At 59.3% G+C, this 12,843-nt stretch carries 8 protein-coding genes; 3 read left to right on the top strand and 5 right to left on the bottom strand.

Going from position 1 to position 12,843, the window contains the following annotated elements; genetic code table 11:
• Positions 1-139 precede the first annotated feature (139 nt).
• A complete protein-coding gene (locus HW554_RS14485; protein ID WP_176909291.1) occupies positions 140-2,185 on the bottom strand; it encodes a S9 family peptidase in 2,046 nt (681 codons plus the stop codon).
• Between the two features lie 282 nt (positions 2,186-2,467).
• Here HW554_RS14485 and HW554_RS14480 point away from each other — a divergent pair, with 282 nt between their 5' ends.
• On the top strand, positions 2,468-3,319 hold the full coding sequence (locus tag HW554_RS14480) for a hypothetical protein (protein WP_176909290.1): 852 nt from the start codon (positions 2,468-2,470) through the stop codon (positions 3,317-3,319).
• A gap of 297 nt (positions 3,320-3,616) precedes the next feature.
• Here the strand turns inward: HW554_RS14480 and HW554_RS14475 are convergent, their stop codons facing one another.
• The 4 genes from HW554_RS14475 to HW554_RS14460 all read right to left on the bottom strand — a co-directional run bounded on the left by HW554_RS14475 (position 3,617) and on the right by HW554_RS14460 (position 10,443).
• The gene (locus tag HW554_RS14475) at positions 3,617-3,994 is read right to left on the bottom strand and encodes a sensor histidine kinase (RefSeq protein WP_176909289.1); all 378 of its coding nucleotides are present in this window, start codon (positions 3,992-3,994) and stop codon (positions 3,617-3,619) included.
• Between the two features lie 17 nt (positions 3,995-4,011).
• Positions 4,012-5,046, bottom strand: coding sequence for a hypothetical protein (locus HW554_RS14470; protein ID WP_176909288.1), 1,035 nt, complete (start codon positions 5,044-5,046; stop codon positions 4,012-4,014).
• A gap of 738 nt (positions 5,047-5,784) precedes the next feature.
• Positions 5,785-7,620 carry a tetratricopeptide repeat-containing sensor histidine kinase gene (locus tag HW554_RS21005; RefSeq protein WP_176909287.1) on the bottom strand — a complete coding sequence of 612 codons (1,836 nt, stop codon included), beginning with the start codon at positions 7,618-7,620 and terminating at the stop codon, positions 5,785-5,787.
• A gap of 126 nt (positions 7,621-7,746) precedes the next feature.
• Positions 7,747-10,443, bottom strand: a complete 2,697-nt coding sequence (locus HW554_RS14460) for a valine--tRNA ligase (protein WP_176909286.1) — start codon at positions 10,441-10,443, stop codon at positions 7,747-7,749.
• Between the two features lie 302 nt (positions 10,444-10,745).
• On the opposite strand from HW554_RS14460, the gene HW554_RS14455 reads away from it, so the two are divergent.
• Together HW554_RS14455 and HW554_RS14450 are read left to right on the top strand one after the other, a co-directional pair.
• Positions 10,746-11,630, top strand: coding sequence for a carbon-nitrogen hydrolase family protein (locus HW554_RS14455; protein ID WP_176909285.1), 885 nt, complete (start codon positions 10,746-10,748; stop codon positions 11,628-11,630).
• A 52-nt stretch (positions 11,631-11,682) separates the two neighbouring features.
• Positions 11,683-12,843, top strand: a 1,161-nt coding sequence (locus HW554_RS14450) for an N-acetyl sugar amidotransferase (protein ID WP_176909284.1), incomplete at its 3' end; no start/stop codon positions are given.

The following is a 12,843-nucleotide window of genomic DNA, read 5'->3' as shown; positions in this document are numbered from 1 at the left end:
AAATTTTGGCATACGGCCGTAACCATGGCCTGGCTCCAGCAGGTAGCCGCACCCGTTGCCCAAAGCTGTATGCAAAGCAGGAAACGGAGGAATTGTTTGCACCGGTTTGGGGCGGCAAAGTGCAAGCCGCGCCACCGCCCTACCGCTCGCCCAACAGGAGGAGCAAAAAGGCGTAGTGGCGGGCCGTGTCGCGCAGGCTCTGAAAGCGGCCCGAGGCCCCGCCGTGGCCGGCGCTCAGGTCGGTGTGCAGCAGCAGCAGGTTGTGGTCGGTTTTGGTGGCCCGCAGCTTGGCCACCCACTTGGCGGGCTCGTAATACTGCACCTGCGAGTCGTGCAGGCCGGTGGTCACGAGCAGGTTAGGGTATGGCTGGGCCCGCACATTGTCGTAGGGCGAGTACGAGAGCATGTACTCGTAGAACTGCTGCTGGTTGGGGTTGCCCCACTCATCGTACTCGCCGGTCGTCAGCGGAATACTCTCGTCGAGCATGGTCGTTACCACATCAACAAAGGGCACGGCGGCTACCACGCCCTTGTACAGTTCGGGGTGCAGGTTGAGTACGGCCCCCATCAGCAGGCCGCCAGCCGAGCCGCCCATAGCAAACAGGGTATCGGCCGACGTGTACTGCTCGGCAATCAGAAACCGGGAGCAGTCGGTGAAATCGGTGAACGTGTTCATTTTGCGCAGTTTCTTGCCGCCCTCGTACCACTGCCGGCCCAGCTCCTGCCCGCCCCGGATGTGGCATATCACGTAGGCAAATCCCCGATCGAGCAGGCTCAGGCGGCTGGCGCTGAACGTGGCGTCCATGGAGAGGCCGTACGAGCCGTAGGCGTATTGCAGCAGCGGCGCTTTCCCGTTGTGCTCGAAACCTTTGCGGTACACAATCGACAGCGGAATCAGCGTACCGTCGGCGGCCGGGGCGTACTGGCGCTCCGTCACGTAGTCTTCCTTGCGGAAGCTGCCCAGCACGGTCTGCTCTTTCAGCAACGTTTTGGCGCGGGTAGCCATGTCGTAGTCGAAGGTGGACGTGGGCGTGGTGAGCGAGGAGTAGCCGTAGCGCAGCACGGGCGTATCGAACTCGGGATTGATGCTGATGGCGGCCGTGTAGGTGGGCTCGCCAAACGGCAGGTAGTGCTCCGAGGCCGGGTCAGCCCACGGACGAACCCGCAGCCGCAGCAGCCCCTCCTGCCGCTCGCCCAGCACCAGATACTCCCGAAACAGCTCCATGTTCTCCAGAAACACCGCCGCGCGGTGCGCCACCACCACCTGCCAATTCGCCTTGGCGGTAGCGGTAACGGGCGTTTTCAGCAGCTGGAAATTAGGCGCGGCATCATTGGAAAGCACGTAGAAATCGGGACCGAAGTGTTCCACTTCGTACAGGTGGTCGTCTTCGCGGGCCAGGAATACCTGTAGCTCCGCCCGGGGCGTATCGGCCCGCAGGTAGCGCACTTCGGCCGACATGGTGCTGCCGATGCTTAAAAACACGTATTCGCGCGACTTGGAGCGGTGTACGTGCAGGTAAAAGGCCGTGTCGATTTCCTCGTACACCAGCTCGTCGAGGGCCGGGTCGGTGCCCAGCTGGTGGCGCCAGAGCTGGTAGTCGAGCAGCGTGTCGGGGTCTTTGCGGGTGTAAAAAACCGTCTGGTTATCGGTGGCCCACACGGCACTGCCGCTGGTGTTGGTTAGGGCTTCCGGATACAGCTGACCGGTTTGCAGGTCGCGAAAGCGTAGCGTGTAGAGGCGGCGGCTCACGGTATCTTCCGAGTAGGCCAGCGTGCGGTTGTCGTCGCTTACTTCCAGGCCCCCGATGTGGTAATAGTCGTGGCTGTGGCTGAGCGCGTTGCCATCGAGCAGCACTTCCTCCGGCGCCTCCAGGCTGCCCGGCTTGCGGCAGTACACCGGGTACTCGCCGCCCTCCACGAAGCGCACGTAGTAGTAATAGCCATTGTCGCGGTAGGGAACGGACTCATCCTGCTCCCGAATACGGCCTTTCATCTCCTGAAACAGCCGTTCCTCCAGGGCTTTGGCGGGAGCCATCTGCTGGTCGAAATAGGCGTTTTCAGCCTTCAGGTAATCGAGCACTTCCGGGCTTTCGCGCTCACTGAGCCAGTAGTAGTTATCGGTGCGGGTACCGAACGGCGACACGAGTGCGTGGGCTTTGATGGGGGCTACGGGCGGTTTAGACATATTGAAAGCGGGGGTTTGGACGTGGGTGGTGGGCAGCGCGAAGCACAGCAGAAGCCCGGCAGGCAGCAGTAACGACGAGTGTTTCGTGGCGGAGCAGACGAGAAGAAGCGTGCCGCCACTCGGCAGCTAGCCAAAGTACCGCTAAACCACGGGTTCGGGGAGTTTGTGGGCGGAGCGGCCGCAGGCAGGGCAGCCGTTTAACTTATACAGGGCCTGCCTGGTTTGTCCAATTAGGTAGGTAGTCTGAAATCCAGCGTCAATCCGTCGTCATTCCCCCAACTCATGCTCGAAAAGCATCCGCGAAACTGGCTTACTTGGTACGACACGACGGAGCGCAAATGGCATTCGCTACGGGCCGCCAAGCTGACGAGCAACTTAGTTATCGTGGCCTTCGTGGGGGGCATAATTATCAGTCTGCTCAGTTACTACGGCCTGCTAAACTACCCGGTAAGACGATTCTACGCCGTGGAGCTGGCTTTTAGCGTGTTGCTGATAAGCGAAATAACCAGCCTCATCTTCACGCTCTCGCACTCGGTGGCCGATTCGGTGGGCAAGCAGTTCGAAGTAGTTTCGCTGATTCTGTTGCGCGAGTCGTTCAAGGAGCTGGGCCATCTGCCGCTGGAACTGGCCTGGGACACGGCCATTCTGCTCGAATTGCTGCCCATTCTCACCGATGCGCTGGGGGCCGTGGCCGTCTTCCTCATCATCGGCCTCTTCTACCGCATCCAGCAACACACCCGCATTACGAGTTCGGTTGAGGAGCAGCAGGATTTCGTGCGCCTCAAAAAGCTGGTTGCCTCGGTGTTGCTGGTCGCTTTTCTGGCCACCGGCCTCTACTCGCTGGCCGATTTCGTTTACTACGGCCAGTACCACAGTCTGCTGGGCCGCTTTTACACGATTCTGATTTTCACCGATATCCTGATTCTGATTATTTCCCTGCGCTACAGCACCCTTTACTTACACTTGTTCCGCTACTCCTCGTTTGCCTTAGCCACGGTCATCATCCGCCTCTCGCTAACGGCCCCCAAGTACTACAATGTGCTACTGAGCGTGTCGGCGGGCCTTTTCGTGCTGCTGGTGGCCTACGGCTACAACCGGCTGAACCGCCCCGCCACCGGCCTCCTGAAATCTTAAACCAGCCGCCATCTTTCCTTAACGCAGCCAGTTGCTGCTCCAAGACGTTCACCGGGGCTATATGCTGGTCAAAATAGGTGTTTTCGGCCTTCATATAGTCGAATAAGGCCAGTCTTTCGCGCTCATTGAGCCAGTAGTAATGTCGGTTTGATACCAAACGGCGAGACGAGCGCGTGGACCTTCATGGCCGCTATTGCGGGGCGGGACACACTTTTTGGAATCGGGTGAAAAACGGCCGAGCGAGGCGGCCAACTGGCGGCCAGCTGGCCGCTGTCAACTGCCGGACCAAGCCGTAAATTAGGCCGCCGCAGGAGGTGGCGGAGCTTCCAGCGGTACGAGCAGCGTGAGGATAGTGCCGTGGCCAGGCCGTGAATCAATTTCCAGGCGGGCGTTGAGGTAGCGGGCCCGCAGCCGGATGTTGTGCAGGCCCAGGCCCTCAACCGGCTTCGGCCCGAAGCCTCGGCCGTTGTCCTCCACCATCAGCGTCAGGTCGATGCCGGTGCCCAGCAACTGCACGGTCAGTTCCGTGGCTTCGGCGTGGCGCAGTACATTCTGCACGGCCTCCTGCAGTATGCGGTACACCTGCGCCTGAACCGCAACCGTTAGCCCCGGCCCCGGCAGGCCCGCCGTATGCAGGCGCACATTCAGCCCCGGATATGGCAGATGCGTAGGCAAGCCCCAGTCCAGCAAGCTCAGGCGGGCCGATGAAAACGTAAGGTTTGTGTTGGTACCGGACTCACTTGGGCGGTAGCCGCCAGCTGTTGCTCGAAGGCAAGGGCCAAGTAGTATATGACGAAAGGGGTCACGAAATTGAAATAGCTAATATCAAACGCCGACTCGTGAATGATGCTGTGGAAACCATTTTTCAGCCATGAAGACAAAAAAGCGAGCAGTACGGGAAGCAGAATCAATACAATGCAACGCCGCATTAGCGTAGGTAGCGGTATACTTTTCTGGGAAAAAAACAAAGGTAGCAGCAACGTGCCCGCGCTGACTAGCAGGGGCAGCTGCCTGTTTTGTAGCGTAAACGGATTATTTTCCTTGAACACGGCCATGCTCGGGCAATTTTTGAATACTACGAGCGTGAGTAAAACAATAACGCCCAAAGACGCGGCAAGAAATGACATCTTTTTGCGTAACGGCAGCTGCACAAAATCCTGAAACAAAAAAATCGTCAACGGAATAAACGAAATCAGCCGCGTGTAAAACATAAAACCAGCCAGACCACCCACCAGAAAAGAACGCCGGGTTATATGCCCGGCATTCTTTTTTTGCCATAATACGATAAAACCAAGCAGAAGTATAAAATTACTCATCAGGTCGCTCTTAGTCACTACCTCCCAGAGCCAGGCGCTCGAACCTGTCAGCAGCAACAATCCTATGAGCCGGGCCTGATACGTTTCCAGAGTTTGAAACAGAATATAGATAAAGAACGCAAAAGAAAGCGACTGCAAGAAACCAACATCACCCAGTAGATAACCCGGCAGCCCAATCAGCAAGAGCGCGGGCAGATTGGAGCTACGCCCGTTTAAATGGTCTACTGCCGAGTAGGGATACTCGCCGTGCAACAACGCCGCCAGCGAAACATCCATCGCCGACCAACGGTCCACATTCAGATTATTACCATCAACGGTAAGATTGATTAACAGACTTGCAAAAAAAGCTAATACGGAAATTGAAAAAAAAGATATTTTTGAAAAAGGTATCTTTTTTAAAAATAATGGCAAAGCTATTATTACACAGCTGTATAATACAAGCACATGTGGAATATAACTATTTCCGTACCGGAGCCCGTATTTATATATAAACAATGAATTTATCAGTAAATAAATTACTAAAAACGGGTAAAAAATCAATGATTTCATACGGTAAATCAGTGGGCTAAGTCATCATTAAGACAGATATAGCGGTTTCGTAAACGGTGTAACCCGTCTGATGTAGCGACGACTATTCGCATCTTGCTGGTCGCGCTGCCTGCACAGTTTCATTCAACAAGGAGACGCGAATACACGATTTTACATCGGGCACCTACGGTTCGTGAAACCGCTATACGCACGCAAGTTCAACAAAGAGACACAAAATGTTCTGTCTTTACAGCATACCTACCGCGTGCGCAACTGCCATAACTAGCTCAAGTTGCGGACTACAGACCAAGACGAGAGGACAACCAAAGACAGTAACGCGAAGAACTGCTTGGCGACCAGCAGAGCAAAGCCCAATGGGGATATGGTATTGTAGCAGACGTTTCCTGCGTCAAGGCAGTTAGTAACGGCCAGTCTTTCGCGCTCATTGCGCCAGTAATAATGTCGGTTTGATACCAAACGGCGAGACGAGCGCGTGGACCTTAACGACCACTACAGGGGCAGATGCATAGGAGTGGATATCGGGCAGAAAAACTGCCGGACAGCGAAGCCGACCGGTTGGCGGCCAGCTGGCCGCTGTCAACTGCCGGACCAAGCCGTAAATTAGGCCGCCGCAGGAGGTGGCGGAGCTTCCAGCGGTACGAGCAGCGTGAGGATAGTGCCGTGGCCAGGCCGTGAATCAATTTCCAGGCGGGCGTTGAGGTAGCGGGCCCGCAGCCGGATGTTGTGCAGGCCCAGGCCCTCAACCGGCTTCGGCCCGAAGCCTCGGCCGTTGTCCTCCACCATCAGCGTCAGGTCGATGCCGGTGCCCAGCAACTGCACGGTCAGTTCCGTGGCTTCGGCGTGGCGCAGTACATTCTGCACGGCCTCCTGCAGTATGCGGTACACCTGCGCCTGAACCGCAACCGTTAGCCCCGGCCCCGGCAGGCCCGCCGTATGCAGGCGCACATCCAGCCCCGGAGTCGAGTGGCGCAGGCGGACTAGTAGTTGCTGGACCACTGGGACCAGCCCTTGCTCCAGCAATGCCACCGGCGCCAGTCCGTGCGAAATACTCCGGATTTCGCGCACCGACTCATCGACAGTGGCTACGGCCGTGGCGAGCAGCGACTGGTGCTGGGGGTTGGTGAGGAAAAGTTGCTGCTGTAGAGCGGCTAGGTTCATGTGCGCGGCACACAGCAGCTGGCCCACGCCGTCGTGCAGGTCGGCTCCCACCCGGCGGCGCTCTTTTTCCTCCACCTGCAGGATTTCGCCCGCGTAGTGCCGCTCCAGCTGCTGGCGGTCCTGCACCAGCGCCACCTCGCGGCGCAGGTGCTGCCGGCCAATGAGCAGGTAGCCCACCCCGGCACCGATCAGAAGTACCAGCAGGCTACCCAGCAGCAGGTTTTGCCGTCGCTGCGCCTGCTGCTGCCGCAACTCATCGCCCCGCTCCTGCCGGCGGAGCTGCTCGCTGAACTCGAGGGCCTGGACCTGCACCTGGCGGTTGAGACTAAACAGCCGGCCGGTAGTGGTGCTGGCCCGGTGCAGGTGCGCGAAGGCACTGGCCGTATCGCCGCGGGCCTCATACTGATCGGCCAGCACTTCGCTGGCGATGAGAACACCCTTCGCGTAACCGCCGGCCTGGCTGGCGTCCAGGGCCCGATGGGCATACATCAGCGCCGAGTCTGCCTGATTCTGCTGCCAGGCCAGACGGGCCAGTCCCAGCCAGGCCTGACACAGCGCATACGACACTGGCCGCGCCTGGGCCCGCGCTATGCAACGCCGGTAATAGAGGCGAGCCTGCTCGGGGTGGCCACGCTGCGCCGCAACGTCGCCCAGCAGCGCCAAATCTCCAATTTCGCTGTGCCAGTCGCCTTGCTGCAAGTCGAGCCGGTAGCCCCAGGTGGCATAGCGAAAAGCCGAGTCGAGTTGGTTTAGCTGCAGATAGGCCTGGCCGATATTACCCGGAACAGGCGTCAGCAACACTTTATCATCGATAGACTGCGCCCGGCGCACCGACCGAAAAAAGTAGCGCAGCGCCAGCCGGGGGCTACCCTGCTCCAGATGCGCATAACCCAGGCCATTGTCGGCATGAATCTGGCCGCCCTGGTAGTTAGCCTGCTCTGCCAGCCGCCGCGCCGCCTGCATCGATTGCACGGCCGTAGGGTAGTTACCGCTGCGCAGAAAAGCCCAGCCCAATATCAGCATCGAGCGGCATTCGCCCCGGGTAAAGTTTAGCGAGTGGGCCAGCCGCCGGCCCCGCTGCGCATAGCGGATTGCGGCCACGGGGTTATCGTCGGTCCGATTCCAGGCCAGCACAATCAGCAGGTTTACCCGGCTGGTGTCAGGGCGCGAGTTGGCCAGCTGCCGGAGCAGACTATCGGCGCGGGCGCTGGGCCCACCCGCCCACGCCGGACCAGCCAGGCATAGGCAATACGCAAGGGCGAGGAGGAAGCTTTTCACCACATCCAATATATAGTACTGTCGCGATAATATCCTTCGTCTTCGCCCAACACCCCAAAATTCCAGTTAAACACAAACGGCCGGTTGCTCAAGGAGCAACCGGCCGTTTGTGTTTAACCACCTGATCTACAGACCCGCCAGCTGCTGCTCTAACGCAGCAATCTGGGCTTCGGCATCGGCTAGCTTCTGCCGCTCGCGCTCTACCAGTTCGGGCTTGGCGTTGGCCACGAACTTCTCGTTGCTCAGCTTTTTGCCCACCGAGTCGCGGAAGCCCTGGGCGTACTCCAGCTCTTTGGTCAGGCGCTCCTTTTCGGCCCCGAGGTCAATCTGACCTTCGAGGGGCACGAAGAACTCGGCCCCGCCGGCCACGAAGCCCACGGCCGCCGCCGGAGTAGCCTCTACCACCGAAATATCGGTGAGGGCGGCCAGCTTGCGGATGATGCCAGCGTAGTCGGTGAGCAGCGTTTGCAGGGTGGCGTCGGTGGTTTTGGCGGCCAGCGTGAGGGGCTTGTTGGGGCCGAGGCCCTTCTGGTTGCGGATGGTGCGCACGCCGCCCACGATTTCCAGCGCCTGGGCCATGCGGGCCAGCAGGGCGGGCGCATCGGCCACGGGCTGGGGCTTGGGCCAGGCGGCCACGCAGGCGTACTCTTTCGGGCCGCGCTCCTTCAGCTCGTGCCAGATTTCCTCCGTGATGAAAGGCATAAACGGGTGCAGCAGGCGCAACAGCGTTTCGAGGTAGGCGCTGGTATGGCGCAACGTTTCGGGGTCGATGGGGGCCTGGTAGGCGGGCTTAATCATCTCCAGGTACACCGAGCAGTAGTCGTCCCAGACCAGCTTATACACCGTCATCAGTGCATCCGAAATCCGGAACTTGGCGAAGTGCTCGTCCATTTCGGCAATGGCGGCCTGCAAACGAGCACCGAACCACTCCACGGCCTTGTCGTTCACGAAGGGCAACTCGGCATCCACCTCCCAGCCCTTGCTCAGGCGGAAAGCGTTCCAGAGCTTGTTGGTGAAGTTGCGGCCCTGCTCCACCAGTTTCTCATCATAGAGCAAATCGTTGCCGGCCGGGGCCGAGAACAGCATGCCGGTACGCACGCCATCGGCCCCGAACTGGGCAATCAGGTCGAGCGGGTCGGGCGAGTTGCCGAGCTGCTTGCTCATCTTGCGGCCCTGGGTGTCGCGCACGATGCCTGTCAGGTACACATTTTTGAACGGCACCTCCTTGCGGAACTCCAGGCCGGCCATAATCATGCGGGCCACCCAGAAAAACAGGATATCGGGGCCCGTTACGAGGTCGTTGGTGGGGTAAAAATAGTTGACGTCGGCATTATCGGGGTCGGCAAACCCATCGAACACTGAAATCGGCCATAACCACGACGAAAACCAGGTATCGAGCACGTCCTCATCCTGGCGCAAATCGGCGGCCGTCAGCGCCTCGTTGCCGGTCTGGCGGCGGGCCTGGGTTAGCGCCTCATCAGGCGTGAGGGCCACCACGTACGTGCCGTCGGGCAGGTAGTAAGCCGGAATCTGCTGGCCCCACCACAGCTGGCGCGAGATGCACCAGTCGCGCACGTTCTCCATCCAGACCCGGTAGGTGTTCTTGAACTTGGCCGGGTGCAGCTGCACGGTGTCGTTTTCGACTACCTCCAGCGCGGGCTTGGCCAGGTGCTCCATCTTCATGAACCACTGCATGCTCAGCCGCGGCTCAATTACGGCCTTGGTGCGCTCCGACGTCTGCACGATGCTGGCGTACTCCTCCACTTTCACCAGGTGGCCGGCCTCCTCTAGGTCTTTCACAATGTTGCGGCGGGCCGCAAACCGCTCCTGGCCCACGTACAGCACCGCTTTATCATTCAGCGTGCCGTCGTTATTGAGAATGTCGATAACGGGCAGATTGTGCTTCACGCCCAGCTCGTAGTCGTTCAAATCGTGAGCCGGCGTCACTTTCAGCGCCCCGGTTCCGAAATCGATGCTCACGTACTCGTCGGCAATAACCGGGATTTCGCGGCCCAGCAGCGGAATCCGCAGCTTCTGCCCAATCAGGTGCTGATACCGGGAGTCGTTCGGGTTCACCGCCACCGCCACGTCGGCCATAATGGTTTCCGGGCGGGAAGTAGCGATAACCAAGGTATTAGCTGAAAGCTGTTGGCTGTTAGCTTCGTTCGACGGAGAGCTATTAGCTAACAGCTCTAAGCTTTCAGCTGAAAGCTCGTACCGCAAATGGTACATCTTGGCCATTACGTCCTTCGGGATTACTTCCTCGTCGGACAACGCGGTTTGGCCCAGCGGGTCCCAGTTCACCATGCGCACGCCGCGATAAATGAGGCCCTTCTGGTGCAGGTCAACGAACACGCGCAGCACCGCATCGGTCAGGGCCGGCTCCATCGTGAAGCGGGTCCGGTCCCAGTCGCAGGAGGCGCCCAGCTGCTTGAGCTGCTCCAGAATAATGCCGCCGTACTTTTCCTTCCAGGCGAAGGCATGCTCCAGAAACTGCTCCCTGGTGAGGTCCTTTTTCTCGATACCCTGCTCTTTCAGCAGCGCTACTACTTTGGCTTCGGTGGCAATCGAGGCGTGGTCGGTGCCGGGCACCCAGCAGGCCTCGAAGCCCTGCATGCGGGCGCGACGCACCAGCACATCCTGAATGGTATTGTTGAGCATATGGCCCATGTGCAGCACGCCCGTTACATTGGGTGGCGGAATCACGACTGAGTAGGGCTGCTTGCGGGGGTTAGCCTTGGCTTTGAAAAAGCCCTGCTCCTGCCAGCGCTGATACCATTTGGCTTCAACGTCGGCGGGGGTATAGGTTTTGGCGATGGTCATCGGTCGGAGTAAAAACAGGGGCGGATATGAGCGCAAAAGTAGCTATTTCGGGCCGGGGCCGGAAACGTGGCAACCGCACAACGTTATTTACAGCCCTCCGCAATGTTGCATCGGTGTTCATTGTTTATTTTTGGGGCTTGACTAGCATATTTTAATGTGGCGCTTACGGTCAGAACCTGCTTTGCACCGTGCTACTGCCATTTATGCGTTTTCCCTGCCCGCCTATGGCCTTTTTTTCGCTTCGTAAAGCGTCGGTGTCCCGCTCTGCTTTGCAGCCGGCCGTTGCCACAACGTCTGCTCCGGTGCCCGTTGCTGCTGTTCCCGCGTTTGCCGGCTCGCTACGCGTGGGCCTGGGCCAGCTGTTGGTAGAGGGCGGTGAGCCCGAGCGTAACCTGGTCAGGGCCGAGCAGATGGTGGCCGATGCCGCCGCCCAGGGCTGCGAGCTGGTGCTGCTGCCCGAAACCCTCGATTTTGCCTGGACCCACCCCAGCGCCCTCACCGAGGCCCAACCCATTCCCGGCCTCTACTCCGACCGCCTCTGCCAGGCCGCCCGCCAGCACGGCCTCTACGTGTGCGCCGGCCTCACCGAGCGCGCGCCCGACGGGCGGAACTACAACGCCGCCCTGCTCATCAACCCGGCCGGCAACATCATCTGCAAGTACCACAAAATCAACCTACTCGAAGTTGAATTCCCCTTCTATGCCGTGGGCCAGACGCTGAATGTGGTGGATACGCCGCTGGGCAAAATCGGCGTCAACATCTGCGCCGACAACTTCCTCGACGGCCTGGCCATCGGCCATACGCTGGCCCGCATGGGAGCCGAGTTCATCCTCTCGCCCTCGTCCTGGACGGTGGACTACTCCATCACGGAGGAGCACGACCCCTACGACGAGAAGTGGATTAAGCCTTATTCTATTCTGGCTCAGCTGTATAACGTGAGCGTGGTAGGCACCACATCGGTGGGCTACATCGTGGGCGGGCCCTACGAGGGCAAGAAGAGTATCGGCTGCTCACTGGCCGTTGATGCAGGCGGCATCCGGGCCCAGGGCGTATTCAACGAGTTTGCCGGTCAGCTCGTGGTGGCCGATTTGCCCCGGCCGGTACGCCCCGAGCAGGGCACTCAGATCGGGCAGATGCTGGCCCGAAAGGGCTTTCAGTTCGATGCCCTGCCTGCCCCCGCCCGTTAGCCGCCGGGCCTCCCAACTATTTATCGCACCGATTTCCCTTACCCCCTTTTGAATGGCTGACCTTTACCAGCAGTGCAACCGCTGTATCATGGACACGACCGTACCCGGCATCCGTTTTGATGCCCGGGGCGAGTGTAATTTTTGCGCGCTGCACGACAAAATGGACCGCGCCTGCCCACTGGGCGAGGCTGGAGAACGGCATATAGAGGCCCTAACGGCCGACATGAAGCGCCAGGGCCGGGGCAAACGTTACGACTGCGTGCTGGGTGTTAGCGGGGGCCGCGACTCGTCGTTTACGCTCTGGTACTGCGTAGTAAAGCTGGGGCTTCGCCCGCTGGCCGTGCATTTCAACGACGGTTTTGGTAACCCCATAGCCGGCGAGAACATGGCCAAGGCCTGCCGCAAGCTGGGCGTGGAAATGCGCACCATCACCTCCGACTGGCGCGAATCCAAAGACCTTAAAATTGCTTTCCTGAAGGCCTCGGTGCCCGATATGGAGGAAGGCACCGATGTGGGCATTGCCACGGCCCTCTACGGTGTGGCTGCCAAAGAAGGGATTCAGCGCATCATTATCGGCCAGTCGTTTCGCACCGAGGGCATTGCGCCGCTAAGCTGGAACTACCTCGACGGCAAGTACCTGAAGGCCGTGCACAAGCAGTTCGGCACGGTACCACTGCGCCCCTGGAAACCCGCCGACCCGGGCTTTCACCTCGACCTGAAGGAAATGTTCTACTACGCCTTCATCCGCCGCATCAAAACCGTCACGCTGCTCTACCACCTCGATTATGTGCGCGCCGATGTGGACCAATTGCTGCAGCAGGAGCTCGATTGGGTGAACCCCGGTGCCCACTACTTCGACGACCTTTACCAGAGCGTCATCTACTACCTCAACCGCACCAAGTTCAACATCGACCGACGGCTGTTCAACTACTCGGCGCTGGTGCGTTCGGGCCAGATGAGCCGCCTGAATGCGCTGGAGAAAGTGCGCCATATCAATAGTATCGAGGATGAGAAGGTCATCAGCCTCTGCATTAAGCGCCTGGGTCTGAGCCGCGAGGAGTTCGAGCAAATCGTGGCTACGCCACCTACCACCTTCCGCTCCTACCCCAACAATTACGCCCTTATCCGCCGCCTCCGCTGGCCCATCAAGCTCCTTAGCCAGTTCCGCCTCATCCCCGAATCAGCCCACGATAAGTATTTTAACTGCGGCACC

Source organism: Hymenobacter lapidiphilus, assembly GCF_013377885.1.
GTDB lineage: Bacteria > Bacteroidota > Bacteroidia > Cytophagales > Hymenobacteraceae > Hymenobacter > Hymenobacter lapidiphilus.
This window is presented reverse-complemented; position numbering and strand designations above follow the sequence as displayed.

Bases quoted from the DNA above. Each gene is read 5' to 3' on its own strand.
- HW554_RS14485 (WP_176909291.1), bottom strand. From the start codon at position 2,185: ATGTCTAAACCGCCCGTAGCCCCCATCAAAGCCCACGCACTCGTGTCG.
- HW554_RS14480 (WP_176909290.1), top strand. From the start codon at position 2,468: ATGCTCGAAAAGCATCCGCGAAACTGGCTTACTTGGTACGACACGACG.
- HW554_RS14460 (WP_176909286.1), bottom strand. From the start codon at position 10,443: ATGACCATCGCCAAAACCTATACCCCCGCCGACGTTGAAGCCAAATGG.